This is a genomic window from Cryobacterium sp. PH31-O1 (assembly GCF_030063455.1).
In the GTDB taxonomy this organism is placed as follows: domain Bacteria; phylum Actinomycetota; class Actinomycetes; order Actinomycetales; family Microbacteriaceae; genus Cryobacterium.
The window spans coordinates 93,898-120,673 of sequence record NZ_JASITB010000002.1; the positions used below are offsets into that span (position 1 = coordinate 93,898).

A 26,776-nucleotide genomic window follows, 5' to 3' on the forward strand; every position below is an offset into this window, starting at 1 on the left:
CAACCCGCGCCTTGCCGATCGTTTCCGACCACGACGATGCCGCCTCGGATGCCGGTCAAACCATCGCGCAGAACAGCGATGACGACAACTTCGAACCGACGGTCGCCATTGCGACGATCACTTCGGACAGCGCCGGGGACGACGACGTCGCCACCGCTCCGGTCGCCCAGGAGACCCCGCTGGCCTCGACCGACCGCACCACGGCGCTGTTGCAAGCGGCCAGGGCCTGGCTCAACCAGGATCCCGACCCGGAGACTCAGGCGCAGCTGCGCGCGCTGATCAACGCCGTCGACGACGGCGACACCGTAGCTTTGTCGAACCTGCACTCCCGCTTCGACACCCGACTGGCTTTCGGCACGGCCGGGCTGCGCGGCGAAATCTCCGCCGGCCCGAACCGCATGAACCGGGTGCTCGTCTCGCAGGCCGCGGCTGGCCTCGCCACCTACCTGCGGCGGCGTGCCGCCCCCGGCGTGACACCGTCGGTCGTCATCGGCTATGACGGACGCAAGAATTCCCACGTTTTCGCGACCGACACGGCGGCGATCATGGCGGGCGCGGGGGTGCGCGCCATCCTCTTGCCGCGGTTGCTGCCAACGCCCGTGCTGGCCTTCGCGGTGCGACACCTCGACGCGAGTTGCGGTGTGATGGTGACCGCCTCGCACAACCCGCCAAATGATAACGGTTATAAGGTCTACCTGGGCGGCGTGAACAACGGCGCGCAAATCGTCGCCCCCGACGACAAGGCCATCTCAGACGAGATTCTGCGCGTCGCCGCCGACGAACACGTGCCGCACCTGCCGCGCGGCGTCTACGAGACCGCCGAAGAAGACGTTGTGCTCGCCTACATCGCTGCAACAGCCGGCATCGCCCACCAGCCGCGCGCGCAGGTGAACGCCGTGTACACCGCCATGCACGGCGTTGGCTGGGACACCACCCGCCGGGTGCTCGAGAAGGCCGGTTTCGACCTGCCGACCCTCGTCGACGCGCAGATCGCCCCCGACGCCGCTTTTCCGACCGTGGCCTTTCCGAACCCGGAGGAGCCCGGCGCGATGGATCTCGCCTACGAGACCGCGCGGGAGGTGAGCGCCGAACTCATCATCGCCAACGATCCGGATGCTGACCGCCTTGCCGTGGCCATCCCCGACGTGTCCAGCGCGAACGGTTTTCGGCGGTTGAGCGGCAACGAGGTCGGCGCCATTCTCGGCTGGCGGGCCGCCGCACTCGCCGCCTCGCCCGATCTCGATGCCGGTCCCACCGCTGACACCGGCGCGCTCGCCTGCTCGATCGTGTCAACACCGGCGCTGCACGCGGTAGCGGATGCCTACGGCCTGCGATTCGTCGAGACCCTCACCGGCTTCAAATGGGTATCCCGGGTGCCGGGGCTGGTTTACGGCTTCGAAGAGGCCCTGGGCTACCTGGTGAACCCGGAGACCGTGCGCGACAAGGACGGCATCTCGGCCGCCGTCGCGCTGCTCTCGCTCGTGAGCGACCTCAAGGCGGAGGGCACCACCCTCGCCGGCTATCTCGACCGCTTCAGTGAGAAATTCGGACACTTCGCCTCGGGCCAGATCTCGGTGCGGGTCAGCGAGCTGTCGACCATTGCACTCGTGATGACGCGGCTGCGGGAGTCCCCGCCGACCCACATCGGCCGCATTCGCGTCGACGAGATCGACGATTTTCGGTGGGGGTTCGGCGACCTGCCGCCGAGTGACGTGTTGCGCATCCGTTTGACCGATGGGTCACGCGTGATGGTGCGCCCGAGTGGTACCGAACCGAAGCTCAAGGTGTACATCGACACGCGCAGCACGGTCGGCACCCTGGTGGAGCGACGGTCGGCCGCTCAGGCCGCGCTGGACGAACTCGAGCGAGGCATGCACGCGCTGATCTCGTAGGTGGACTGACCTGGTGTTGGCGGCATCCATTCGCCGGGCCCACCGTACGACCCTGGGCCCAGTTTATAAACTGGGCCGGGGGACGGGGCCCGGGCCCCGTCCGCAAAGAGGGGGGCTCGACTGACGGGCGCTAGGAACCTAGCGCGACTTCGAGCTTGGCAACGAGTTCGTCGACGTCGAAGTAGTTGTTGATGACGATCACGTCGGCGTTGGTCTTACCGATGGCATCGACGAGCTCGGATGAGGTCAGAATGACCTGCGCGTCGGCAGCGGCGGCACGCACGCCGGCGACATCCGTGGCCTGCACGCTCGCCTCAATGCCGAGACGGTCGAGGGCGCGCTCGGCGTTGACCTTGAGAATGGCCGAGGTACCGAGCCCGATGCCGCACATTACGACGATCTTCATGCGCGTACCGTCAGCGCGGTCATGAGGGTGCTTCGGTCTGCTCGAACACGCTCTGCACGAAATCCGCGGTTGTCGCGCCGGCGAGAGCCGGGATCACCTTCGGGTCGTTGAACACGTTGGCGAGTTCGGCGACAAATTGCAGGTGGTTGTCAGCGCCGGTCACGGCCAGGCCGACAACCACGCTGACCGGGTCGTTGTGCGGGTGTCCGAAGGCGACCGGCTCGGCGAGGGTGACGACGCAGAGTCCGTCGGTGAGAACATCCGCTCCCGGGCGGGCATGCGCAAGCGCCAGGCCGGGCGCGATCACGATGTAGGCACCGAATTCACGAATCACCTTGATCATGCGATCGGTGTAAGCGGATGTCGTCGCGCCGGAACGCACGAGGGCGTCACCGGCCGCCGTGATGGCGGCCGGCCAGTCGGCAGCGTGCGCGCCGATCGTGATGGCGTCGAGGGGAAGATGCGGCAGTGGCATTTTTTCTTTCAATTATTCAGGGGCGAGCCAGGCCGGCGTCAGGCGTCGCCGAAGCCGGCTTCAATGGTTTCGACCAGTTCTTCGCGGTCTTCCAGGGGCAGGAACGCCGCGTGGGCGGCGTTCAGCTGGAAGGTCTCCAGATCGCCCAGGTCGTAGCCGAACGCGTCGGAGAGCAGGGCGAGTTCCTGGGTGAGGGTCGTGTCGCTCATCAGGCGGTTGTCGGTGTTGACGGTGACCTTGAAACCGAGCTGGTAGAGCAGGTCGAACGGGTGGTCGAACAGCTCCTGGCCCCACGCGGCGACCGCTCCGGTCTGCAGGTTCGAGGACGGACTCAGTTCGAGGGTGATCTCGCGGTCGCGCACCCACTGGGCCACCGGGCCGAGGGTGACGAAAGTATTGTCGTCGTCCTGGCGTTCAATGGTGACGTCTTCGGCGAGCCGCACACCGTGGCCGAGGCGCTGCGCGCGACCGTCGAACAGGGCGCCGCGGATGCTGTCGAGACCATCAGCCTCGCCGGCGTGCACGGTTGCCGGCATGAATTCACGGGCCAGCAGGTCGAAGGCGGCGCGATGGTTGCCGGCCGGGAATCCGGCCTCGGCGCCGGCGATGTCGAACCCGACGACGCCGTCAAAGCGGTAGCGCACGGCAAGTTCGGCGATTTCGAGTGAGCGGTTGGCGTGGCGCATGGCGGTGATGAGCTGACCGATGCGAATGCTGCGGCCGGACTCTTCGACGTTCTCGATGCCGGCTTCGATGCCGTCCTGCACGGCTTCGACGACCTCGTTGAGGGTGAGTCCGCGGGCGAGGTGCTGTTCGGGAGCCCAACGAATCTCGCCGTAGATGACGCCGTCCGCGGCTAAGTCCTCGACGAATTCGCGGGCGACCCGGCTCAGGCCCTCGCGGGTCTGCATCACGGCGGTCGTAACGTCGAAGGTCTTGAGGTATTCCACGAGCGAGCCCGCATTGGCCTGGTCGGCGAACCATTCGCCGAGCGCGTCGGCATCCGTTGTGGGAAGCACGAAACCGATGGAGTCGGCCAGTTCGATGATGGACTGCGGGCGCAGGCCGCCGTCGAGGTGGTCGTGCAGCGAAACCTTGGGCAGGGTGTTGATGCTCGTGCCGCCGCCGGGCATGAGGAATTCCTCGATCAAAGTCATACGAACAAGCTCCTCGGTACGGGGGCGGATGTGAACTACAACCGCGCGCCCAGCTTATCGGAGCGGCTCTGAACGGACCATGAGAAATGCGTCGAGCGGATTCCGCCATAACCAGCGGCGCTGCCCGGCCGCCGCGGATCGTTCTGGCGAACGCCGGGTGACCCGCCCGGACGGTTGACGGCCGCTCGGAACAGCAACCAGTGCGGGGCTACTCCAGGGAGTCCCGGCGCCAGAGGCGCGCGCAGGCGGTGAATTCGGCTGCGGTCGTCGAGAACCGCAACGCCCGGGTGGTCAACTCGGAGGAACGATGCGGTTCGGTCAGTTCAAGGTCGTCTGCGATGCTCGCCGCACCGACCGCGGTGACCCGGCAGTAGGCCGCGCCACGATCCAGCGCGACGGCAAAATCCCCAATGAACAAGCCGCGCAGAATTTCATCGGCCAGCACCATGATCTCGGCCGGACCGGTGGGCACCGCGGCGCCCGCGACGAGCGGGTCGATCGTGGCGGCAGCATCCGTTCCCCGTTGGTAGAGGTAGGCGCACCCCTCGGGATCCTGCCGAATCAGCATGCGGATGAGGTAGATGCGCCAGAGCGCGCCCGGCAGGCTGCGTGGCGCGGCCCGCGACCACAGCTCGGCGACCGCGTCGATGCCGTTTTCGTCGGTGTAGGCGACCAGGCGCTCGACCGTCTCCGGGTCGGGGTCGTTGCGCACCCGGTTGAGCACGGCCTGCGCGGTCTCGTGCGCGACGCGGCTGATGGAAGCCGGATCGTCGCCGCCCTGGAAGGCCTCGAATTTGTTCGCGGAGAACAGGGTGGGCTTGTGAAAATTCTCGGCCACGGCGGGTTCTCCTTCGGGTTTTATCGGCTGGTTTTTGCTGCCCTCCACGCTACCCAGAAAAGCTGAGCGCGAATCCACGGTAGATTAGAACACACGGGCCTCTAGCTCAGTTGGTAGAGCAAAGGACTTTTAATCCTTGGGTCGTCGGTTCGAGCCCGACGGGGCCCACAAAACCCGCGTAAAGACGCGGAAGTCGGGGCACGAACAGAGTTAGATGGTTCGTGTCCCCGAACTTACCCCGAACAATGCCGAGAGTGCCGCCGCCGCTTTCACGCTCTGAGTGTTTCGGGCCATGTAGACGTCCTGCGTCATAGATGGGTGCTTGTGCCCTAGATAGTCGGCAATGTCCCGCGCTGACAATCCCGCCGCGTCGAGGGCCGTGGCAACAGTCTTGCGGAAGCCGTGGGAGGTGAACCCCGGATAACCAAGCCGCTCCCGATTGTCTCGCCAGTCCGACTCTGTGTTTGACGTGTCGCGCAGCTTGCCGAGCATCGACGGAAACACGAGGTCTAGATCGTTGCCTGGCTGCACCGCGTACCGGGCCCGCAGCATGACCACGACTTCAGCCGGCACGACGATCGTGCGCTCCGACGTCGCCGTCTTGCCTGCCTCCCGCAAGATCAGCCCCTGACCCTTCACCCGCGACACGCTCGCGCCGAGCGTCACCGTGGCCGCGTCGAGGTTCACAAAGTCACGGCGCAGCGCCAACGCCTCACCAATGCGGCATCCGGTCCGCGCCATGAACTCCCAGAGCTCGACCAGATCAAGCCGCTGCATCTCGGTATCACTTCGGATGGTCGCCAAGAATGCCGGGACCTGATCGAGTGGCAGTGCGGTCGCCGCCCTGGTGGCTTTGCGCTCGATCCCCGCGATCCCGACGACGGGGTTAGTCACTATCGCATCGTTCCGCACGGCAAGCGCAAGCATTCCCGACAACACAGACCGGCATCCCTTTGCCGAGCCGTGGCCGTGCTTTGTCGCCGTGTCGGTTATAAAACGCTGTAGGCGCATTGTCGTCGCCTCACCGACCGTGAGTTGACCTATCCCCGGCTTAATTATCGTGTCGGCATTGTGCCGGTAAGTCGAGATAGTGCGCGGTGCCCGGCCTGTCTCTTCCTTCAGCAACAGGTAGGCGTCTGCCAGATCGAACAGCTTCGTCCGCTTCGTAATCGCAAGGTGTGAAGGCGTCTCGATCGTCGTTAGCGCCACCTTTAGCGCGTGCGACGCCTTCGACGACGACGAGCCGAACCGCTCGACCTGCCGCCGCTTCCCGTCCTGGAAGCGGTACAGCGTCCGCGCGCGCCACTTGCCCGGCGTCGTCTCCTGAACGTTCACGACGCCGTGAGTGCCGACGGGGTTACGTGGGCGGGACATTACTTCATGATCTGTTTGACTTGGTACGCGCGAGCACTGAGCACGCCTGATTCCTCGACGAAACCCATAAGAGGCAACTCGACCGCGGGCACCGGGTCTTCGTCGACGAAGGCGATTGCCGGGGGAATCGGCGGCGGCGTGACTCCCTTTGCTCTCAACTTGAATCGTGCATCCGCTATGGTCTGTAGGCGGTCACGGCAGAGGGCTTCGTGCTCCTCGTCCCACTTTGGAGCGTATCTGACCTTTCCTTTTGTCTCTTCAATCACCAGCCGACTTCCCAACCATTCCTCGGTAGCCATCCTGAGCTGATTGATGGCAGTCTCATGCCGTGCGAGCGTGTCCAGAATGACGGTTGAGTTATCCCAAGGTCCCAATTCGCGATAGGTGCGCGTCTCCAGTTTGTACTCCAATGGCTGACGAGGGACAGCCGTCACATAGCAGTACGCGGCGTAGGCGTGGATACTCTCCCCCGGCCCGATCTCGACGTCATCCCCGGTAGCCATTGGGAGCATGAGGAAGATCGGGGGGACATCCAGTGCGCGCGCAAAGACCAACATCTCGGCCATGCCTATGCTCTTTCGCTTGCCGGCGAACAGCCCGTTCAAGGTATTGCCCTTGATCTTGCCCGGCTCACCAAGGGCTTCGCTGCACTTCGCCGCTAGTTGCTCTGTCGTCAACCCGCGCAAGTCGCGATAGTGGGCGATCGTCCGAACAATCCCTTTGGTGAACCGCACTTCCCAGTCATCCCCGGGCAGGTTGTCAAGGGAGAACTTTCTGGTATCCGACTTCATAAATCGAATACTAGCAACACTCTTCGGTAGAAACTTGCATCCGGTGACAACCTCCGCTAATGTCTGAGATAAGCGATCAGCACACCTACTGAAAGTGAGAAAAACGAATGGAGGCAGGAATGAAAACACTCATCACGCCTGACGTCTCGAGCCGGCAGCGCCGCAACCTCGACGTCAACGACGTAGCCGAGCAACTCGGCATGAGCGTCGCCACGATCTACCGCTGGCGCAGCGACGGCACCGACATGCCCAAGGCGTTCAAAGTCGGGGGCCGTGTGCGTTGGACACAGAAGGCCGTCGACGACTGGATCGACGCGCAGATTGCCGAGGCGGTCTAAATGACCGCGACCAAACAAAAAGCGCCCGGTATGAGCTGTAACTCAACCGGACGCAACGACCGAAACACCTTCCAAGGAGAAACGATCATGAAGACACTATCAAGCGTACCGCCCACTGCAAAAGACTGGAACGGTCACACCGTCACCAGCCCCACCGGGCGCAGCATTCGTCCCAACGACCTCGACATGCTCACCCTCTGCAACGGTGACCAGCACGCCGTTGGTGGCAGCCTCAACCGCGCCGACTACTTCGTCACGGTGGTGCGCTGACCATGACCTATGTCGTCAATGGCACCCGCGGTATCGGGCCGGATGCCGAGGCTACCGTCGTGATCCTGTCCGAGGAGTGGGACGCCACCATTCCGTTGACACCTAATCAGGCCCGAATCCTGGCCCGAAAGCTGATCGAGGCCGCGCAGCAGATCGAGCAGCCACACGTCACCGATGAATGGCCGTAGGGATCAAATCATGGCAGATGCACGGCTTCAATCGCACTGGCTGAACAACCCGGAGTTCGACGACCTGTCGGACGCAGCATGGCGCGTTCTCACCGGGGCGCTCATGTGGTCGAACGGGCGCGGGACAGACGGGATTATCCCTGCCCGATACCTTCGGATGCTGCACCCCGACGGCGAGCAGCCCGAAGCATTCCGGCAGCTCGAGGTGGCCGGCTTGTGGATCAAGACCGCGACCGGCTACCAGCTCATCGAGTGGGTCAAACTCCTGGGCCAGTCAACCGCCGACACTGTCGAGCACAACAAGGAGATGAACCGTATCAAACAGCAGAAGTGGCGAGACGAGCAGAGCAAGAAGGCCGGGAAGACCTCGCCTTCTTTCACTCCCACACCGTCCGTTGACGTTACAGATGACGTAACCGGTTACGTTACGGGCCACGTAGGACAGGACAAGACAGAGACAGAGACAGCTAAGGACGTAGTGAGTTCAGCAAGTGAGGAAGTCGAGACTGTCAACCAGCGGACCGGGGAAGTCTCCGAGCCTGTACCTGCACCGGCTGGTCACTTCGAGTCGTACATCGAGAACGGCACGCGCAAACGTAGGAGGGTTGCCTAATGGGCGTCCTGCTCGAGTGGCCGACGGTTGAACCTGGCCGACCCTATCGGTGGCTTCTGAACCTCGAGTCTGAACGACCCGCGCCGACATGCGTGCAGCATCGTGAGCGCACCAATGGTCTGGGTATTTGTGACTCGTGCGTGTCGGCCTGGCGGTCGTCTTTGGGTGCTGACCCTGACTCGTGGACCGAGTGCCGCATCTGCCTATTCCCTATCCACCCCGCCGCCGAGGTCGGTGGCTTCGATACCTGCCCGAGTTGCGACCTCACGCAAGGCCCCGAGGCGTTGCACGTTGAAAGGATCACCCCTTGACCTTGACCCTCTGCGTCGTGTGCGGTGAACCGGGTGAGTATCGGTGCATCCTTCATCGTCGGCAGCAACCGGGCAAGCTGTCGGCAACCGAACGCGGGTACACGTCATCGTGGTTTCGCCTGAGTCGTCGTGCCCGCAAGCTTCAGCCGTGGTGCTCTACGTGTGGCACCAAAGACGACCTGACAGGCGATCACCTCAGGTGGCCCGCTAAGACGTTGGCAGACGTGGACGTGCTATGCCGTGCCTGCAATGGTGCAAAGGGCGCACCGGACGACACAGGACCAGCGGGGAGGGGGCAGAACGAATCCACTAAAGTCCCCCGGGGAATGGCAAACTTCCTCACTGTACCGGAGGGGGTATTTTGAGGCCCGGGGCGAAGTCGGCCATTACGGTCGATCCGCTGGTATGGGATGCCTTTCCGGCTCGTGGTGTGGACCGTATCGACGCCTTCGCCAAGTCGTTTCTGAAGGTGCCGAAGGGTGAGGGCAGCGGGTCGCCGTTCGTGCTCAGGCCGTGGCAGCTCGAGACGGTGGCCGCGCTGTATCCGATGGACCGCCCGCGACCCCGGCAGGCACTTCTGAGTCTCCCTCGAGGTAACGGCAAGACGGGGCTGGCCGCGCTGCTGGCGCTCTACGGTCTGTTCGCTGATGAGATCGACGCCCCGCAGGTTCTGGTGGTGGCTTCGAGTGAGCAGACCGCGCAGCACGTCTACAAGGCCGCGCGCCGAATGATCGAGTTGAACCCCGAGCTGCAGGACCGGGCACACGTCTACAAGGACCGGATCGTGACGCCGTTGAACGGTGGAGAGTTCTACGCTTTGCCGGCTACCGTGGCCGCGCTTCAGGGCTGGGACCCGACGTTGATGATCGTCGACGAATTGCACGTCGTCGACCGTGACATTTGGGAGGCTGTCACGTCGGCATCTGGCAAGCGTGCCGAGTCGTTGACGCTGGCGATCAGTACCCCGTCGGACTCGCAAGAATCCGTCATGTGGGACCTGGTGAAGTACGGGCGCAAACAGGCCGACCCCGCGTTTGTGTTTCGGGAGTGGGCAGCGCCGGAAGGGTGCGCTGTCGACGACGAGGCAGCGTGGCAGATTGCTAACCCGGCTTTGGGTGACTTCCTCTCGATTGATGCTCTCCGCGCGACTCAGGCCACGACCCGGGAAGCGGCATTCCGTCGGTACCGGCTGGGGCAGTGGGCAGGGTCTCAGGACTCGTGGCTTCCGTTCGGTATGTGGGACACCCGCAAGGATGACCGCACCTTGCAGCCTGGCGAACGAATCGTCTTAGGTTTCGACGGATCTGCCTCTGGCGACTCGACCGCGCTGGTCGCCTGCACGATGGACGGATTCATTAGCCCAATCAACGTGTGGAACAAGCCCGAGTCTGTGGGCTGGCGTGTACCGCGCGCCGAGGTTACGCAGGCCGTCACCGACGCGTTCAACACGTTCGACGTGGTGGAGCTGGCCTGTGACCCCTGGGGGTGGCGCAGTGAGATTGAAGACTGGTCCAAGCGTCACGGTGAACGCCGCGTCGTGGAGTACAACACCGGATTCCGTAACCGTATGGGTCCGGCAACAGATCGACTTTATGCCGCCGTCATGGATCACACGATGACTCACGACGGCAATAAAACTTTGTCCCTGCACGTCTCGCAGACGGTGGCCGTCCAAACCGCTATCGGCGCGATCGTGTCCAAGGACAAGCGCAATTCACCCCGCAAGATTGACGCCGCCGTAGCTGCAATCGTCGCGTGGGACCGTGCCGCCTGGCACAACAACACCAAGAAAAGAAGGGTGGTTTCGTTTTGAGCGAACTACTGGAAGTCCTGTCCGCAAAGCTCGACGAGTCCCAGTCAGGACTTGCCAAGCTCGATAGCTACTACGCCGGCACGCAGCCCGCCGCGTTCCTGTCTCCGAAGTCTGCCGAGGCCCTGGGAAACAAGCTCCGCGTCCTGTCGGTCAACTTTCCGAAGCTCACCGTTCGGTCTATCGCTGAACGGCTTCAGGTCACCGGCTTCAGGGCGATCGGGGACGACAACGCCGACACTGACCTGTGGCGCATCTGGCAGGCCAACGACCTCGAGGCACAGTCTCATCTGGCACACCTCGACGCGCTGGTCTACGGTCGATCCTTTGTGTTCGTCTGGGCAGGCCCGAACGGCCCGCGCGTCACGGTGGAGTCTGCCAAACAGGTAACCGCGATCTTTGACCCAGCATCCGGTGAAGTAACCGCCGTACTGAAGAAGTGGTTGTCTGGCACAACACACCACGCCGTCGTTCTCGAGGCCGACAAGATCACCCGCTACGCCGGGAAGGAGAACGCGTTGCAGGTCGTCGAAGTGCTCCCGAACCCGCTGGGTGAAGTGCCCGTCGTGCCGCTGGTGAACAGTGGCCGACTGCTCGACTTCGAGGGTGTCTCCGAAATGGCCGACATTCTCGACCTCACCGACGGGCTCAACAAGATCATGTCCGACGCGCTGGTGAGTAGCGAATACTTCGCCCGCCCGCGCCGCTGGGTCACCGGCATGGAGATCGTGGAAGACGACGACGGAAACGCCGTGAACCCGTTCAGCTCCGAAGCTAACCGGGTCTGGCAGTCCGAAGACGCCGAAACCAAGTTCGGGCAGTTCGACGGCGCACGGCTCGACGGGTACGGCGATATCGTGGCAATCCTCACACAGCAGATCGGTGCAATTAGTGGCCTGCCGCCGCACTACCTGGGATTGAACGGTGACCAGCCGCCGAGCGCCGACGCGATCAGTAGCGCCGAGGCGTCGCTGGTGGCCGCGATCTTTGGCAAGCACCGCGCGCTGGGTCGCCGCTGGGCGAAAGTGGCCGACCTGGTAATGAAGGTCCGCGACGGGCAGAACACCCGCGACTTCGAGACGCTATGGAAAGCCCCCGACACTCGCACCCCGGCACAGGTAGCTGATGCCGCCGCCAAGCTCGCCGGTATCGGTGTTCCCCTGGTCGCCGTGCTGGCCGACCCGATGGGTTATAGCCCGTCTCAGATCACGACGATCATGCAGGGTAAGCGCGCCGAAGCCCTCACCGCGTCGGGAGCCGACCTGTCCGCGTTCCTGGTGTCTGAGTGAGTTACCAGTCGAGCTTGTCCAAGCTCCGCGACACGACCAACGTGCAAGTGCTCGAGGCGTGGCGCGTGTACGGGCTGGGCAGGATCACGAAACCCCAGTTCGTGCAGCTCGCCGCCGCCCTAATCTTGCAGGCCAACGGTAAGGCCGTGGCACTGGCCGACCTGTCCCTGTCTGCCGAGCTGTACCGGCTCACTGGGGAGACGTTCGCACCGCTCGGGGTACTGCCGCGCGGGTACGACCAGCCGAGGCTTCAGCGGGGCGTTGAGACGTTGCTGGTGGACTTCGAGGCCGGGGAAGATATCGACGCCCGCCTCACCCGCTTTGCCAGCAATGCCCCGCTGGGTGCCGCCACGGATGCTTACTCCGAAGGGGTGAAACAATCCACCGCCGTCGAGGGGTACGTCCGACAAATGGACTCTGACCCCTGCCAGCTCTGCCGCTACTGGTGGAGGGAAGGCCGCATCTGGCCGAAAGACCACCGGATGCCGCACCACAAAGGGTGCGCCTGTACGCACCGCGTCGTCACGGTTGACAAAGTAAAGGCGGTAGCACGATGACCATTCAGAGCGACATCAAGGCAGGCCAGCGTGAAGCGGAAAAGCTCATGCTCACAACCTGCACAATCACCCGCGGTGGTGGCGCGCCCGTCTTCAACGAGGGCACTGGCGAATACGACACCCCCGAGCCCGCAACGATCTACGCCGGGAAGTGCAAGGTTCGCCTGGCCGGCGTGAGTGTCAAACAGGTGGATGCCGCCGCGCAGCTCCTCACCATTCAGCAGTCGATCCTCTCGCTCCCCGTCAACCGCGCCGGGACCGCCAACGTGACCCCCGACGACACCCTGACCATTACCGCCAACCCCCTCGACGTTGCCCTCGTCGGCAAGACGTTCCGCATCGAGGGAACACACGAACAGACCTACTCCACCGCCCGCCGCTACTCCATCGAAAGAGTCAACTCATGACCGACACCACGAACACCACCGCCGACGTAGCACCCGCTAGCGAAGTGCTAACCGAGTCGCCTAGCGAACCGCTCGCACCCGCCACCGACACCACCGAAGACCCCGAGACCTTCCCCCGCGAATACGTCGAAGACCTACGCAAAGAGAACGGCAAATACCGCACCCGCGCGCAGCAGGCCGACGACCTCGCCGCACGACTTCACACCGCACTGGTCACGGCAACGGGCCGACTCCAAGACCCCACCGACCTCGTGTTCGACGAAGACCATCTTAGGGACTCACCTAAAATGATCGAGGCAATCGACGCGCTCCTCACCGCCAAGCCTCACCTGGCCAACCGCAAGCCCACCGGCGATATCGGGCAGGGGGCGTCAGGAGTCACTGATACGTTCAGCTTGTCCGGGCTACTCAGGTCCGGCGCGAAATAGGGGGGATGAACTAATGGCAAGTGACATCTACACGCTGCACTACGCGGGCAAAGAGTTCGATATCACCGAAGACGCCTACGATGCCGTCACCTACTGGGACGGAGTAACCGCAGGCACGCTCGAGCTGCATTTAGGTGAAGGACGGTGGCTGACCATTGCGAGGGGACCGTCTATCCCTGTCGCGGTGGAGCGCAAGCCGAAACCTGAAAATTACGTCTTCGTTCGCTAGATATAGATACCCCAAGGGGGTATGATAGGGGCAGGTCTTGATGACCTGCCCCTTATGCGTTGCGGAACTGGCTTCCGACGTGACCCTCACCCTCACGTTAGGAAAACATCATGGCCGTATCCACCGCCAACGCCGCAGAACTCACCGCCGAACAGGTCCAGAGCATTCTGGTTCAGCCGCTCGAGCACGCATCCGTGTTCCTCGCCGCTGGCCCGCGCATCTTCGACACCGACGGCAGCCCCGTCCGCGTCCCGAAACTCGGTGGTGCCACCAGCCCCGACTGGAAGGGTGAGAATGAGCTCATCACCGACGCCGACGTGTCGTTCGACGAGATTACGCTTCTGCCCTCGACGATCAAGTCGGTAAAGACCCTTACCCGCTTCAGCAACGAGCTGGCCCGGCAGTCGGTCGTGTCCCTCGAGGCCGCAATCAAAGACCGCCTTGTGCGTGACGTTGCCACCAAGCTCGACACCGCGTTCATTGCCGGCACCGGAGACGCCGGCACGACCCCGCTGGGTATCCTCAACTACGTCGGCACGCAGGAAGTCGCCGCCGTCGGCACCGTCACCCTCGACGCTCTGATCGACGCCTGGGGTAAGGCACTGGCCGGCGGCGTGAACATGGCGTCTCTCAAGTGGATGCTTCGCCCTGAAACGTTCGTCGCGCTCCGCAAGATCAAGCAGGCCACCGGATCGAACCAGTACGTTCTCACCCCTGACCCGACCACCGACGGCGTGTTCCGTCTGTTCGGCTCCCCGGTCATCATCACCAACCGGATTCCCGTAGTTGGCACCACGACCAAGACCACGCAGGCAGTCCTGGCCGACTTCTCCCAGATTGCAGTTGCCCGCGATCAGGCACCCACGGTCAAGATCCTCGACCAGACGTTCGGAGACTACGACCAGCAGGCAATCCGCGTGACCGCCCGCTACGACGCCGCCCCGCTGAACGTCGAGTCGATCGTCAAGCTCACCGGCATCACGGTCTAACCATGGCCACCGTGACCGGCACCGACGTTGCCGAATACCTGGGCCGGGGTGACGAATTCGACTTCGTTACCCTGGCCGGGCGTCACGTCGTCGTCGTGTCGGAGATGGTCAAGGCGTACACCCGGGGCAAAGGCTTCGACGAGTACAGCGAGCCGAACACCGCGCTTGCCGCCGTGATCGTATCCGCAACTGCCCGACTGTCGAACAACCCCGACGGCACCATCACCGTCTCTGTCGACGATTACCAGACACGCCGCACCGTGTTCGAGGGGTTCTCCCTGATTGAACGGCAAGTGCTCGACAGCTACCGCCGCAAGGCCGCGTAGACGACGACCTGAGTAACAAAGGTAATGCCCCCGGGAACGTGAAGCCCGGGGGCATTACTACGCATAAGGACTACGCCTAAACCCCGAATCTATCCCGAACATTCACCGGCAACACCCGATAAGGCCTAGGGGCGAATAATGAGTGTTTGCCTAGCAATAGGCAACATACGGCATCCCGAACTAACCCCCGGTAACCGACTAACTCTAATCCTTGGGTCGTCGGTTCGAGCCCGACGGGGCCCACAATAATCGCGCACGTGGCGCGGCAGATGCGCACTGAATCCATAGGATTCGGTGCGCATTTTTGTTTTTCAGCCAGGCCGATGGAGTCTGGCCGCGCATAACTCCTGCAATTTGCGAGAGCGCCAGGTGCGCGCCCAGTGTTTTACTGGCATCGACACTGTGCGCGCTGCAAATTGCAGGAGTTACGACCGCGCTCACGCTTACCTGCCTCCCGAGTGGCCCGGTACAAGTCATGGCCACGTGCGGGTTCCGCTGGTGCTCGCGAACTGCCAGGCTCCGACGTCGACGCCGCGAGCCTCCCCGGGAGGCACCGAGCTCCGCCGCACCAGAAGCACGTCGTGGAAAGGACAGCTACTGCGCACTCGGCGGCAGCCGCAGTTCTTGCTGTACCAGCAGTGCGAGCTCCCGCAGCAGCACCTGGTCGACGTCGGCGGCGGAACGGGGTTTCGGGTCGAACACGCACAGGGCACCGATGCGCTCCCCCGACGGTGATTCGATGGGAAACCCGGCGTAGAAGCGAATGCGCGGATCGCCCAGCACTAGCGGGTTCTCGCTGAATCGGGCGTCACTGCGGGCATCCTCGATGATGAGCGGGCCATCGTCGGCAATCGTGACCGCGCAAAACGAGTCAGAGCGGGGCATTTCGGTCGCCTCCAGCCCGACCCGGGCTTTGTGCCACTGCCGGTCACGATCGATGATGGTGATCAGTGCCACTTCCGTGTCGAACAGACGCTGCGCGAGCAGTACCAGCCGGTCGAACCTGGCCTCCGCCGGGGTGTCGACGATGGCGAGACCATCGACGGCCTTCTGCCGGGCGCCTTCCCGGCAAACAACATCCGTTTGGCGTGCCGATTCGAGGCCGGTGATACCAAGGCGCGCCAAGTCGAGGCTGTCGGACATGGCATTGGCCAGGAGCACGGCCCAGCCGCGATAGTCCCCGGCGCTGCGATGGCGATCGAGATCGATGGTTGCCGTCGGCGAGAATGGCACAAACGTCGTGCGCGGCACCTCGTCGGCCAATTGGGCGCTGACCGTGTTGAGGTCGGTGGCCGACCACTCGGCGATGGAGACCAGCGGGCGCCGGAAAATTTCAATACTGCGAATGGGGGGTATGCCGAGCACGAAGATGTGGGTACTGCGCGAGGTCTCCTGCTCCAGCACGGCGAGCAGGGCCGTCAACCGGTCGCGCCACTCGCTGACGCTGGTCAGGTCGAGTGCTTCGTTGAGGCCCAGAATGACGACGACGGCGTCAAACCGGCCGAGCCGGGTGCCGTTCAGCGCCAGGAGAGCATTCGCGCCGGTCATGGTGCGGCTGGCCACGAGGTCGATGTCAGCGCCGCGACCGGTGCGCGCGGCTAGTTCGCGGGCCAGCGAGCCTGGCAGGGCAACCTGGTGGCTGAGCACGCCCCAGCCGACGGCCGGCCCGCACCCGAGAATGAGCACGCGGTCGCTGTCAATCCCGGCGGCGTGGGCTTGGGGGGCGTCGCTCGGGCGGGGCAGGTGTCGGTCCTGCCTTTCAGCAGATGCCGTCCACACGCGCATCAGTGGGCGCAGCGCCCATCGGGTCAGGTCGTGCATGGGAACCTTTCAGGTACAGCAGTTCTGACAATTCTCCCCCGAATCGGGGCGCACTCTGCGCACGGTTGAAATATTTTGCCTTAAAAGAGTGCGGCCACGGCGTGTGCGAGCGTGAAAATGGCCAGGCCGGCGAGGGAGCCGACCACGGTTCCGTTGATGCGGATGAACTGCAGATCGCGGCCCACCTGAAGTTCGATCTTCGCGGCGGTTTCGGCCGCGGGCCAGCGTTCGACCGTCTCGGTGATGACCCCGGCGATCTCGTGGCGATAGTTGGCGACGATGTAGCTGGCCGTGTCGGCGAGCCAGCGGTCGATACGGGAGCCCAGCGCGGTATCCGTTGTGAGGCGGTTGCCAACGTCTTCGAGCGTCGAGCGGATGCCGACCCGCAGCGCGCTCGCCGGCTCGCCGAGGGCCTGGGTGAGGGACGCCTTGATGGCTTCCCAGGTGTCACCGGCGAACTCACGCAGTTTGGCGTTGTCGAGCACCTCGGCTTTGAGGTTCTCGACCCTGTCGATCATGGCCGACTCATATTGCAGGTCATGCATGACCTCGTTGAGGTAGTCGTCGAGGGCTTTGCGCACCGGATGCTGCCGGTTTTGCCGGGCGGACGCCACGAAGACGAGCACCTCGCGGTAGGCCTTATCGTCGACGAGTTTGTCGACGAATCCGGGCAGCCAGGTGGGTAGCCGCTGCGATACGACCCGGCCGAACGCTTCGGGGTGGTCGCGCAGCCAGCCGTCGGCGCGGTCGAGCAGCAGGTCGACGGCGGCGTGCTGCTGTCCGCTGGTAACGAGGCGCTGACCGACCCGGCCGAGGCTCGGGCCCCACTCGGGCTTGATCAGGTGTTCGCGGGCGACGGATTCGATGAGGTTCTTGATGGCGTCGTCGCCGAGCAGGTTGAGCAGGCCCCGGCCGGCGACAGCGAGTTCGTCGGTGAGTCTCTCGGCGTTGGTGTCGTCGCTGAGCCAGGCTCCGAGGCGGCGGGCCGGTTTCATCGATTCGAGCTTGCCGCGGATGACCGCCTCGGAAAGAAAGTTGGTCTCGACGAATTCGCCGAGGCTCGCGCCGATCTCATCCTTGCGATTGGCGATGATATTGGTGTGCGGGATGCGCAGACCCAGCGGGTACCGAAACAGGGCGGTCACGGCGAACCAGTCGGCGATCGCGCCGACCATGCCGCCCTCGGCCGCGGCGCGCACGTATTCGAGCCAGGGATAGCGCTCCTGCAGGGCGAACGACACGGTGAAGATGACGGCCATGACGACGAGCAGGCCGGCTGCGAGCCGCTTCATTCGTTTCAATGCGGTGCGGCGTGCTTGATCGTTCGGGGACTCGACGGGTCGGGCTTCGCCTGATGTCGTGGTGCTCGCCGTTTCGGGTTGGGGGGCTTCTCTTAGCGCCATGGTTCAAGCCTGCCCGATCCTGGTGCTGCGCGCGTGCACATTTGGGCGTGGTGGGCCAGCGGGTTGCACATCTCCTTCGCCGACCCGTGAGTTTCGGGCGCCGACCCGTGAGGCTTGGCGCTATTTGTTCGATTCAGCGACCTGAAACTCACGACTCGGCCAACGCCACGGGTGAAAACTCCCGGCTCGGCGCACGTTGTGTGTCCTCGCACTTTGCACGAAGAGGGCTCGATCAGATACTCTAGGGGGGTATGCGGCGTACTCGCGCCGCCACGCACGCGCGGACGGAGGTGACATGAGCCCGACAACGGTCACGGCCGCATCCGCTTTCGCATCGAAGGGTGCACCGCTGAACCTGCGCACCGCGCTGTTTGCGCTTCTGGCCCTCGGCGCCCTCATGCTGAGCGTTCTGGCCATGCACTCGGCGGCGAGCGCGCACGTCATGGGCATTCCATTGCCGGTTTCATCGTCGCACGCAGCGGAGCACGCGCTGGCCGCCGCGAGCACCGCTCACACCGGAATGAACCCTGCGGAACATTTTGCGAGCAGCGCCCAAGCCACTCTGAACACCGGGAGATTGGCTGCTACCGCACACGCGGTGGCGGCCGACGCCCAGCCGGCCGCCACCGCACCCGCGCCGGTGATCGACACCGCGATGGTCGCCATGACCCTGACGACGACCGCAACCCTGATCACGGCCGCAAGTCACGACGGCATGGTCGACTGCGCCCTCATGGTGATGGGTTGCGTGATGCTGCTCGTACTCGCGACCCTTCTCCTGTCGTTGCGTGCGCGCTGCATCGAGCGTACGCGCTGCGCCGCCTTGCGAATTCGGCAAGCCGTTTTCGTCGTGGGTTCGCGGATTCCTCGCCCGAGTCTCACCGGTCTGTGCATAAGTCGCATCTAGAAGCCGCGCGCTCTCGGGCGCACTGTGACGCCGATTTTCTCTGACTCGAATTGAATGGACTGAACGATGATTACAGCACGTGCACCTTTTCTGGCCGTTGCCGCCCTGGCCACGGTCCTCACCCTGAGCGCCTGTGCGGGCGCCTCACCGGCGGCGGACTCGAGTAGTTCGCCCGCGGCATCCGCTTTCAACAGTGACGATGTCACGTTCGCCCAGCTGATGATTCCGCACCACGAACAGGCCGTCGAGATGAGCGATGACCTGTTGGCCAAAACCGACATCGACCCCGCCATCGTTGATCTCGCGACGCAGATCAAGGCCGCGCAGGCGCCCGAGATCAGCACGATGCAGGAGTGGCTGCGCGACTGGGATGCCGCCGAGAACGGGATGGCCGACATGGACAACGGCATGGGCGGCATGATGAGCGACGACGACATGATGCAACTGCAAGACGCGTCGGGAGCGGATGCTGGAGCGCTGTACCTGACCCAGATGATCATGCACCATGAGGGCGCGATCGCGATGGCCGAAGACGAGCTGACCGACGGCGAAAACGCCGACGCGCTCGCCCTGGCCGAGGCGATCGTGACTTCGCAGACCGGCGAGATCGCCGTGATGAACGACCTTCTGACGAGCGCCAAATGACCACGGAACACGGGGCCATGGAGCACAAGGCCATGGAACACGGCGCCATGAACCACGGCGCTATGAACCACGCCGGCCACGGCGATCACGTCGGGCAGTTTCGGCGCCTGTTCTGGACCATGCTCGTCATCGCCCTGCCGGTGGTGGGGTTCAGCCACATGTTCTCGATGCTCGTGGGCTATTCCCTGCCCGACGTCGTGGGCGTCACGTGGGTCTCCCCCGTGCTCGGTACCGTCATGTACGTCTGGGGCGGCCGTCCGTTTCTGACCGGGGCCGTCTCCGAGCTGAAGGCTCGCAAGCCCGGCATGATGTTGCTCATCGCCCTGGCGATCACGGTCGCATTCCTCGCGTCGTGGGGCGCGAGCCTCGGCTTCATCGACGCCGAGCTCGACTTTTGGTGGGAACTCGCCCTGCTGATCGTGATCATGCTGCTCGGCCACTGGATTGAAATGCGGTCGCTGGCACAGACATCCACTGCGTTGGAGTCGCTCGCAGCGCTGCTTCCCGATGAAGCCGAACGGGTTGAGGGCGATGCGATTGTCGTCGTCTCGCCGAGCGATCTGGTGCTCGGCGACCTCGTCGTGGTGCGCCCCGGCGGGCGTGTGCCGGCCGACGGGCAGGTCGTCGAGGGCACGGCCGACGTCGACGAGTCGATGATCACCGGCGAATCACGGCCGGTGCAGCGCTCGATGGGCGACCAGGTCGTTGCGGGCACGGTCGCTACGGACTCCGCCCTGCGCGTGCGGGTGACGGCGATCGGCGATGACACCGCGCTGGCCGGCATCCAGCGGCTGGTCAGCGAGGCGCAGAGTTCCTCGTCGCGGGCGCAGCGCATCGCCGACCGGGCGGCCGGCTGGCTGTTCTGGTTCGCGCTCGGTTCCGGAGTGATCACCGCGATCGTCTGGACCCTGCTCGGTCAGCCGCAGGATGCCGTCGTTCGCACGATCACCGTGCTTGTGATCGCCTGCCCGCACGCGCTCGGGCTCGCGATTCCGCTCGTCGTCTCGATCGCCACCGAGCGCGCGGCGAAGGGCGGCGTGCTCATCAAGGATCGGCTCGCCCTCGAGAGCATGCGCCAGGTCACCTCGGTACTCTTCGACAAAACCGGCACGCTCACCAAGGGCGAACCGACGGTGAGTCACGTTGCTGTCGCCGGCAGTGCTGGTGCTGGTCGCCAAGCGGATGATTCGGAGCGCGCCGGCGCGCCGGTCACCGCCGACGACGTACTCACCTGGGCGGCGGCCGTGGAAGGCGACAGTGAGCATCCGCTTGCTCGCGCCATCGTGACGGCCGCGCATAGCCGTGGGCTGACCGTTCCGCGGGCAAGCGAATTCCAGACCGCCGCGGCGGTCGGTGTCACCGGCCTGGTCGATGGCCACCGCATCGGCGTCGGCGGGCCGAGCCTGCTCGACGAACACGCGGCGCAGCCGCTCGCCGAAACCGTGGCGTGGCAGAGCCAGGGCGCGATCATTCTGCACGTGCTGCGCGACGGCGACGTGATCGGCGCCATCGGCCTCGCCGATGAGATTCGCGAGGAGTCGCGGCAGGCCGTGGATGCCCTGCACCGCCGCGGTATCGAGGTCGTCATGATCACCGGTGATGCCGAGGCAGTGGCGCAGTCGGTGGCTGCGGAGCTCGGCATCGACCGGGTGTTCGCCGGGGTACACCCGGAGGATAAGGCGCGCAAGGTGGCCGAGCTTCAGCAGGAGGGACGCCGGGTGGCCATGGTGGGCGACGGCGTCAACGACGCGCCCGCGCTCGCGCAGGCCGATGTCGGCATCGCAATTGGTGCCGGGACCGACGTGGCGATCGCCTCGGCCGGGGTCATTCTCGCCAGTGACGACCCACGTTCAGTGCTCTCGGTGATCGAGCTGTCGCGGGCCAGCTACCGCAAGATGAAGCAGAACCTGTGGTGGGCGGCCGGTTACAACCTGTTGTCGGTTCCGCTCGCTGCCGGCGTTCTCGCGCCGATTGGGTTCATTCTGCCGATGGAGATCGGGGCGCTGCTCATGTCGGTGTCCACCGTGGTCGTCGCCCTCAACGCTCAGCTGCTGCGCCGCCTCGATCTTCGTCCCGAATCGAGTGTGCGCGCGGGCTGAATCGATCGGATCAGGCCCCCAAACAGAAAAGCCCACCGTCGTCGGATAAGGTCGATTTGCGCGGGGAACACGTCGATTGGCGCAACAGCACCGGAACAGGGGAATCATGTCGCAGTCGTGGTCGATTGATTTACCCGAAACTCGACGCATTATTGGTGCTGTCGCGACAGAGTCCGCGGAGTTCGACACCGCAGCGACTGCGCTGACCAGCGAGCTGGCCGAAGCCTCGGCAGCTGCACCCGGATCGAGGACTGCGACGGCACTGCTCGAGCTCGCCGAATCCCAACTGATGGTCAGCGTCGCATCAGCCAAGAGCCACCTCGAGTCGGCGACCTTTCACACTGCTGAGGCAGTGGATGCCTACGAACGCGGCGACCTGCAAATGGCCCAAGACAATCAGGGGAAACTCGACGAGGTAGCCCGATGACCACTTTCGTGCTCGAAACACTGCCGGACGGAGCCGTGCTGGAAGGGCACGGCTCCGCTCTCGTCAAGTCTGCAGACACGCTCGCCGAATCGATGACCCGCGCGGAGAGCCAGTGGGGTGGCATGTCGGCGGCGTACCACGCTCCCGAAAGCGCAACGGTGTATTCGGCCCTGACGACACCACGCTCCATCGTCGATGAGATCGGCCAGACCACTCGAAGTGCCCAAACGGCGCTCGACAACTACAGCGCAACGCTTTCCACCTTGAAAACGCAACGCAACAACCTCCTGCAGGAGATCACCGCCTTCGGAGGTCTCGACGCCGAGGTCACCATCGATTTCGGCCAGATTCGGTCGACCCTGCGGGCCGACGTCGCCCGGTTCAACGCCAATGCCATCGCCGCCGACGAAGAGTGCGCCTCAGCACTCGGCGCCCTGATGCAGTACCAGCCGCTGTGGGGAACGAGCGGTTTCGGCGCGGCCAACAGCCTGGCCGGCGGTACGGCCCAGGGCCTCGCGGCCGAGCTCATGGCACGCTACCGCACCTTTTCTGTGCCCACCCCGGGCGCCGTGCTTCCGCTGATTCCCCGTATCGACGCCATCGTGCCCGACGAGATCATCAAGGGGGTCGGGTACACGCGTCTGCCGAGTGGCCTCCTGGTCAAGGTGGGAACCACCACCTCCCCCCTACCCACCTCGATCGCACTGCCGGAGGGCTGGAAATCGAAGCCCTTCCTGGCAGCGGTTCCCGACGCCGTGGCGCCGCCGACCTGGGTGCGGACCGGCGGCAAGGTTCTCGGCGTCGCGGGCGTGGGTCTGACCGTGTGGGGCCAGTATTCCGACCAATACAACTCAGACCTCCAGGCGCACCCGGAGTGGGACGACGGTGACCGCGTCGCCAGTGCGACCCAGAACGCCGTCATCGTCGGTGGGGCGAGCGCGGCCGGCGGCGCAGGTGGCGCGTGGGCCGGTGCACTGGCGGGAGCAGCCATCGGCAGCATTTTTCCCGGCCCGGGAACGGTTATCGGCGGCATCGTCGGCGGCGTGATCGGCGGTGTCGCCGGCGGCTGGGGTGGCGCCGAAATCGGCAAGGGCATCAAAGACACCTGGAACGGATTGTTCGGATGAGTTGGATTCTGCTCGGCATCGGGCTGCTTGCGTTGACCCTCGGCACGCTCGCCTACCGCCGCATCTGGAGCAACTGGATAGTCCCCGTCACCCCCGGGCATTATGGCTACAGCGTTGGTTTCGGATTCGTGTTCATGGGCTTCGCCGCGATCATCCTCTCGGCGACCAGCGCCGCGCTGGCTGACGAGGCGAGAGTTCTCGCCGTCGTTCTGGGCACCATCGGCGTTCTGAGCATGCTCGCGTTCGCCGTCTCCCTGTTCTGGATGCCTCTGGTTCTGCTGCCAGGCTGGTTCAAAACCCTGAAGGGACTCAGATGACTTTCGCGAGCGCCACGCTGCCCGAGCTCGGCGGCTGGGAAAGCCTGTCACACGAGGGCGCCGAACTCGTGCTCGCCCTGACGGACACGCCCTCCGGTGCATTTCGGCCCAATATCGTGCTCACGTCGACGCCGTCGGACGCACCGATCGAGGCCGCCTCCAGCGTCTCGATCGCGGCAATCCTCACCGACCATCCCGGCGCCCAGATCATCGCTGTCGACCTGTGGGCCGAGCAGGCAGTCGACGGGCGCATGATCACGGCGAGCTACCCGGCCGGCGACCTGCAGATCGTCATCCTGCGCTGGATCTGGGCGACCGGTCTGCGACACGTCCACCTCACGGCATCCGTTGCGACGCATCAGTTTCTCGCCTGCCAGCCGACGCTCTCGCATGCTGCGACGGCACTCGAACTGACCGGGGAGATGAGCGCCACCCAGCTGAATGCGAACGTCGCCCCGAAGCTCGACCTCGCCGCCACCGCCGCAGCCGGTGGGCCGCTCGAACGGCTCGAGCGCGTGCCCTCGTTTCAGATGTATACGCCGCCGGGGCTCGACATCTCCGCGGCGGCGCAGGGCGCGCTGCTCGCCGCCCGCACGACCGGTGCCCTGGCCTGGCGCTCCCCCGCCCAGCGGGAGCTGCGGGAGCGCGGCCTGCTCGAGGGCAACAGCCGCCGGCTGAGCCCCTTCGCCCTGCAGGTCGTCGCCCACTGGGACGCCGGCGTCATCCAGCTCGAGGCCAGCACGACCCGCGGCGGGATCACCCAGAGCCTCCGCAGCTGGACGCGAGGCGAGTCCACCCTGTTCGCCTACTCGGCGGCACCCCAGAACGAAGCGGATGCCGGCGGTTTCGCCATCGAGCTGCGTCCCGTCGGGCAGACCGTCGACCTCATCCTGCGCTTTCTGGGCATCGGGCCGATGTGGTCGCGGGCGATGGAGCCCGAGCAGGTGTCGGTCCGTGTGTTGCAGGAACGCCTGGCAGCGGATGCTCTGACGCTGCCGGCACCGCCGGCTGACGCCAACGACGCGTTCGTGCGGTTCTGGAACCAGGAGTGGACCGAACTGCGGGTGCGTTCGGTGCTTTCGTCGATGCGCGCGATCAACACTCCATCGGCCGGGCTGCTCAACGTCGGGGCGCCAGAGTCCGTGCCGGGTGACGAGGTCGTTCCGATCACGACAATGCCGAGCTCCGCGTTTTACACGCACCTGCTTGCCCTGTTCGAGACCGCGCTGCGCGGCTGACCCGAGCTCGCAGCCGCGGCACCTACCGGTCGGGGCCTGGGCCCGGGCCACGGGCCCAGTTTATAAACTGGGCCCGTGGACGGGGCCCGGGCCCCGTCCGCAGGGGAAGCACTGGCGCGCGGTCAGTGGCAGTGACCACCGGATGCCGGCTTGTTCGCTGGCACGTCGAGCACGGGGCTGCGGTCGAAGAAGCCGTCGGGACGCAGCTTGAAGCCCACGGTGTCCACCGGCATGATTGGCCAGTCCTCAACCCGCGGAAAGTGGGTCAGGCCGAACGTGTGCCAGAGCACGATGTCCTCGCCGTCGATCGCGCGGTCGGCCGCGATATAGGCCGGCAGTCCGGCGCCGCCGGAGTGCTGGTTGACGAAGTCGCCGGTGGGATACCGCTCGTCCTCGGCGAAGCGCGTGACCCAGAGGCCCTTGGTTGCGAATGCGGCGCGCTGGGCAACCGACGATTCGGGGTCCGCCAGCAGCACGGGTAGACCATTCGGGTGCAGTTTGTAGGCCACCGGTTCGCCGAGCCGGTTGAGGGAATTGGGGTTGGAGACGTGCCAGGTGCGGCCGATGGCGGCATCCGCTTGCCTGACGCCCTCTAATTCCGTCGCGAGCACGGTGCGCTGGCGGGTGAAGGCATTGCCGCGCTCATTGCCCGGCCCCATCGGCACGCGCACGACGTCTTCTTCTTCGACCCGGTTGGTGTCACCGTCGAGGGCCATGTCGAGGCGGGCGCTGAACAGGTGCTGGTGAAAGGGGGCGCCGAGTCCGGGGGCGATTTCGGAGGCGTAGGGGTAGCCCTTGCCGGCGTAGGCGCTCGTGAAGACGACGCCGGTGGCCTTCGCCTCGAACTCGATGGTGCCGTCGAGGTAGAGGTACCAGTAGAAGCCGTAGTCGTAGTTGCCGACGGTGGTGAAGAACGAGATGACGAAGCGGCGGTTGCGGCGGGTGTATTCGATGCCGCTCCAGAGGTCGCTGTGCTTGGCGAGGATGCTCCAGTCTTCTTCGTGCATGCAGATTCCGTTGCGAATTTCGCGCGGGTTGCCGAAACCGTCGGTGATGACCGGGCTGACGTAAGTGATCTCGCCGAGGCAGTCGCAGCCGAGTTCGAGCGAGTTGGCGTACTGGCCGACGAGGTATTCGCCGGTGTCGAAGTAGTTCTGCCACGAGCGCACCGGGGCGGGGTCGCCGTAGGGCACGACCATCTCGGCGATGGATGCGCGACGGATGATGGACCGCGTCTTTTCGCCGTCGCGAAAGCCGATGTTGTGCAGCACGACGCCCTCGCGCACGTCGAAGCCCACATCGAGGCTCCACTTCTCCCACTCGATGTGGTTGCCGCCGGTGACGGTGAAGCTCACACCCTCTGGCTGGGTGATGCTGATTGGTTTGAGCGTTTCGCGCATCGGCCCGGTGAGGGTGGGGTCGGTGTAGTTGCCGTGCTCGGCCGGAATGGGCACGACGCCGAAGTCGAGCACCTGGTCGACGGTCTTGGCGACGATGTCGACATAGGCAACAAGGCCATCAATGGGGTGTGCCCAGGCGCTGTCCTCTGGAAAGTTCTGCACGAAAGCGAGCCCGCGCAGAATGCGGTGACCCTTCTCATTCGGGTACTCGAAGACTCCGGCCGAGAGCGGCGCGACACGCACTTGGGCCACGTCGAGGTCGCGGGCGGCGAGGGCGGCGAGCCAGCGGGCATCCGTTGTGAGGAGTTCTTCGACGGCGCCGAACTCTTCTTCGAGCACGGGAAGTTCTCCGGTGAGGGCCGTGTCGAGAGTCACCCTGGACTCGACGGTGTTGTGGGTGGCCGACACGATCACGTCGGTCGGGGCGGCGCCAGACACGTCGTGTAAAAAGGCGCGGAAGCGTCGGTCGAGGTCTGTGGCGTTTCGTGGCGGGTCGAGCAGGCCGAGGTAGGCGACGCGAATGGTGTCGCCGAACAGGCCGGCGTCGGCCAGAATCGTGCGCACTCTCTGCAGTTCTTCCGCGGTCGGCAGCGCAAAAGCGGTCAGAGTATCGGCGGTGTCAGCGGTCTCGGCGGTGAGCATTGCTTCTCTTTTCCTGAATCGGCCCGGGATACGTCAGTGTGACCCCGAAAGTTTTTTCCTAT

The 26,776-nt window shown here is 64.7% G+C and carries 29 protein-coding genes and 1 tRNA gene; 21 read left to right on the forward strand and 9 right to left on the reverse strand.

The genetic code is table 11. From position 1 onward, the window contains the following. Positions 1 to 179: 179 nt before the first annotated feature. Entirely contained in the window at positions 180 to 1,892 is a 1,713-nt protein-coding gene (locus QMK31_RS05215; protein WP_283500263.1) for a phospho-sugar mutase, read from the forward strand. Positions 1,893 to 2,022: 130 nt separating this feature from the next. Here QMK31_RS05215 and QMK31_RS05220 read toward each other — a convergent pair whose 3' ends face one another. The 4 genes from QMK31_RS05220 to QMK31_RS05235 form a co-directional block, all read right to left on the reverse strand. After that, positions 2,023 to 2,298, reverse strand: coding sequence for a PTS sugar transporter subunit IIB (locus tag QMK31_RS05220; RefSeq protein ID WP_283499902.1), 276 nt, complete (start codon positions 2,296 to 2,298; stop codon positions 2,023 to 2,025). Between the two features lie 19 nt (positions 2,299 to 2,317). Beyond that, positions 2,318 to 2,773, reverse strand: coding sequence for a PTS sugar transporter subunit IIA (locus QMK31_RS05225; protein ID WP_283499903.1), 456 nt, complete (start codon positions 2,771 to 2,773; stop codon positions 2,318 to 2,320). A 38-nt stretch (positions 2,774 to 2,811) separates the two neighbouring features. Then, entirely contained in the window at positions 2,812 to 3,930 is a 1,119-nt protein-coding gene (locus QMK31_RS05230; protein WP_283499904.1) for an adenosine deaminase, read from the reverse strand. A gap of 208 nt (positions 3,931 to 4,138) precedes the next feature. Continuing rightward, complete coding sequence (locus tag QMK31_RS05235; protein ID WP_283499905.1) at positions 4,139 to 4,768, reverse strand: DNA-directed RNA polymerase subunit beta; 630 nt, start codon at positions 4,766 to 4,768, stop codon at positions 4,139 to 4,141. Between the two features lie 95 nt (positions 4,769 to 4,863). On the opposite strand from QMK31_RS05235, the gene QMK31_RS05240 reads away from it, so the two are divergent. After that, positions 4,864 to 4,936 (forward strand) — tRNA-Lys (locus QMK31_RS05240). A gap of 42 nt (positions 4,937 to 4,978) precedes the next feature. On the opposite strand, the gene QMK31_RS05245 is transcribed toward QMK31_RS05240, so the two are convergent. Together QMK31_RS05245 and QMK31_RS05250 are read right to left on the reverse strand one after the other, a co-directional pair. Then, positions 4,979 to 6,103, reverse strand: a complete 1,125-nt coding sequence (locus QMK31_RS05245; protein ID WP_283499906.1) for a site-specific integrase — start codon at positions 6,101 to 6,103, stop codon at positions 4,979 to 4,981. 38 nt (positions 6,104 to 6,141) lie between these two features. Continuing rightward, the gene (locus QMK31_RS05250) at positions 6,142 to 6,933 is read right to left on the reverse strand and encodes a helix-turn-helix domain-containing protein (protein ID WP_283499907.1); all 792 of its coding nucleotides are present in this window, start codon (positions 6,931 to 6,933) and stop codon (positions 6,142 to 6,144) included. A gap of 119 nt (positions 6,934 to 7,052) precedes the next feature. Between QMK31_RS05250 and QMK31_RS05255 the strand changes: the two genes are divergently transcribed. The 12 genes from QMK31_RS05255 (at position 7,053) to QMK31_RS05310 (ending at position 14,688) form a co-directional block, all read left to right on the forward strand. Continuing rightward, positions 7,053 to 7,271 (forward strand): helix-turn-helix transcriptional regulator, encoded by a 219-nt coding sequence (locus tag QMK31_RS05255; RefSeq protein ID WP_283499908.1) that lies wholly within the window; start codon positions 7,053 to 7,055, stop codon positions 7,269 to 7,271. 87 nt (positions 7,272 to 7,358) lie between these two features. Next, positions 7,359 to 7,541 (forward strand): hypothetical protein, encoded by a 183-nt coding sequence (locus tag QMK31_RS05260; protein WP_283499909.1) that lies wholly within the window; start codon positions 7,359 to 7,361, stop codon positions 7,539 to 7,541. A gap of 2 nt (positions 7,542 to 7,543) precedes the next feature. Next, positions 7,544 to 7,729, forward strand: coding sequence for a hypothetical protein (locus QMK31_RS05265; RefSeq protein WP_283499910.1), 186 nt, complete (start codon positions 7,544 to 7,546; stop codon positions 7,727 to 7,729). Between the two features lie 10 nt (positions 7,730 to 7,739). Beyond that, positions 7,740 to 8,342, forward strand: coding sequence for a hypothetical protein (locus QMK31_RS05270; RefSeq protein ID WP_283499911.1), 603 nt, complete (start codon positions 7,740 to 7,742; stop codon positions 8,340 to 8,342). 741 nt (positions 8,343 to 9,083) lie between these two features. Next, entirely contained in the window at positions 9,084 to 10,466 is a 1,383-nt protein-coding gene (locus tag QMK31_RS05275) for a terminase large subunit domain-containing protein (protein ID WP_283499912.1), read from the forward strand. After that, on the forward strand, positions 10,463 to 11,752 hold the full coding sequence (locus QMK31_RS05280; protein WP_283499913.1) for a phage portal protein: 1,290 nt from the start codon (positions 10,463 to 10,465) through the stop codon (positions 11,750 to 11,752). The genes QMK31_RS05275 and QMK31_RS05280 overlap by 4 nt, the downstream gene beginning before the upstream one ends. Positions 11,753 to 11,766: 14 nt before the next feature. After that, positions 11,767 to 12,309 (forward strand): hypothetical protein, encoded by a 543-nt coding sequence (locus QMK31_RS05285; protein ID WP_283499914.1) that lies wholly within the window; start codon positions 11,767 to 11,769, stop codon positions 12,307 to 12,309. Further along, a complete protein-coding gene (locus tag QMK31_RS05290) occupies positions 12,306 to 12,716 on the forward strand; it encodes a DUF6093 family protein (RefSeq protein ID WP_283499915.1) in 411 nt (136 codons plus the stop codon). Before QMK31_RS05285 ends, QMK31_RS05290 begins: the two co-directional genes overlap by 4 nt. Continuing rightward, positions 12,713 to 13,144, forward strand: a complete 432-nt coding sequence (locus tag QMK31_RS05295; protein WP_283499916.1) for a hypothetical protein — start codon at positions 12,713 to 12,715, stop codon at positions 13,142 to 13,144. Before QMK31_RS05290 ends, QMK31_RS05295 begins: the two co-directional genes overlap by 4 nt. A 13-nt stretch (positions 13,145 to 13,157) precedes the next feature. Further along, positions 13,158 to 13,373: a hypothetical protein gene (locus tag QMK31_RS05300; RefSeq protein ID WP_283499917.1), complete on the forward strand. Its 216-nt coding sequence runs from the start codon at positions 13,158 to 13,160 to the stop codon at positions 13,371 to 13,373. Positions 13,374 to 13,483: 110 nt separating this feature from the next. Continuing rightward, positions 13,484 to 14,362, forward strand: coding sequence for a phage major capsid protein (locus QMK31_RS05305; protein WP_283499918.1), 879 nt, complete (start codon positions 13,484 to 13,486; stop codon positions 14,360 to 14,362). 2 nt (positions 14,363 to 14,364) lie between these two features. Then, complete coding sequence (locus QMK31_RS05310; protein ID WP_283499919.1) at positions 14,365 to 14,688, forward strand: hypothetical protein; 324 nt, start codon at positions 14,365 to 14,367, stop codon at positions 14,686 to 14,688. A gap of 594 nt (positions 14,689 to 15,282) precedes the next feature. Here QMK31_RS05310 and QMK31_RS05315 read toward each other — a convergent pair. Continuing rightward, entirely contained in the window at positions 15,283 to 16,509 is a 1,227-nt protein-coding gene (locus QMK31_RS05315; RefSeq protein WP_283499920.1) for a GAF domain-containing protein, read from the reverse strand. An 80-nt stretch (positions 16,510 to 16,589) separates the two neighbouring features. Next, positions 16,590 to 17,912, reverse strand: coding sequence for a DUF445 domain-containing protein (locus QMK31_RS05320; RefSeq protein ID WP_283499921.1), 1,323 nt, complete (start codon positions 17,910 to 17,912; stop codon positions 16,590 to 16,592). Between the two features lie 295 nt (positions 17,913 to 18,207). On the opposite strand from QMK31_RS05320, the gene QMK31_RS05325 reads away from it, so the two are divergent. From QMK31_RS05325 to QMK31_RS05355, 7 genes are all read left to right on the forward strand, one after another. Beyond that, complete coding sequence (locus QMK31_RS05325) at positions 18,208 to 18,819, forward strand: hypothetical protein (RefSeq protein WP_283499922.1); 612 nt, start codon at positions 18,208 to 18,210, stop codon at positions 18,817 to 18,819. Positions 18,820 to 18,885: 66 nt separating this feature from the next. Beyond that, on the forward strand, positions 18,886 to 19,464 hold the full coding sequence (locus QMK31_RS05330; protein WP_283499923.1) for a DUF305 domain-containing protein: 579 nt from the start codon (positions 18,886 to 18,888) through the stop codon (positions 19,462 to 19,464). A 17-nt stretch (positions 19,465 to 19,481) separates the two neighbouring features. After that, positions 19,482 to 21,563 carry a heavy metal translocating P-type ATPase gene (locus QMK31_RS05335; RefSeq protein WP_502852670.1) on the forward strand — a complete coding sequence of 694 codons (2,082 nt, stop codon included), beginning with the start codon at positions 19,482 to 19,484 and terminating at the stop codon, positions 21,561 to 21,563. A 106-nt stretch (positions 21,564 to 21,669) separates the two neighbouring features. Continuing rightward, complete coding sequence (locus tag QMK31_RS05340; RefSeq protein ID WP_283499924.1) at positions 21,670 to 21,990, forward strand: DUF6507 family protein; 321 nt, start codon at positions 21,670 to 21,672, stop codon at positions 21,988 to 21,990. After that, positions 21,987 to 23,117 carry a glycine zipper domain-containing protein gene (locus QMK31_RS05345; RefSeq protein ID WP_283499925.1) on the forward strand — a complete coding sequence of 377 codons (1,131 nt, stop codon included), beginning with the start codon at positions 21,987 to 21,989 and terminating at the stop codon, positions 23,115 to 23,117. The genes QMK31_RS05340 and QMK31_RS05345 overlap by 4 nt, the downstream gene beginning before the upstream one ends. After that, positions 23,114 to 23,434: a hypothetical protein gene (locus QMK31_RS05350; protein ID WP_283499926.1), complete on the forward strand. Its 321-nt coding sequence runs from the start codon at positions 23,114 to 23,116 to the stop codon at positions 23,432 to 23,434. The genes QMK31_RS05345 and QMK31_RS05350 overlap by 4 nt, the downstream gene beginning before the upstream one ends. Then, positions 23,431 to 24,672: a hypothetical protein gene (locus QMK31_RS05355; protein WP_283499927.1), complete on the forward strand. Its 1,242-nt coding sequence runs from the start codon at positions 23,431 to 23,433 to the stop codon at positions 24,670 to 24,672. Before QMK31_RS05350 ends, QMK31_RS05355 begins: the two co-directional genes overlap by 4 nt. A gap of 122 nt (positions 24,673 to 24,794) precedes the next feature. Here QMK31_RS05355 and QMK31_RS05360 read toward each other — a convergent pair whose 3' ends face one another. After that, the gene (locus QMK31_RS05360) at positions 24,795 to 26,714 is read right to left on the reverse strand and encodes a primary-amine oxidase (RefSeq protein WP_283499928.1); all 1,920 of its coding nucleotides are present in this window, start codon (positions 26,712 to 26,714) and stop codon (positions 24,795 to 24,797) included. Positions 26,715 to 26,776: the final 62 nt, after the last annotated feature.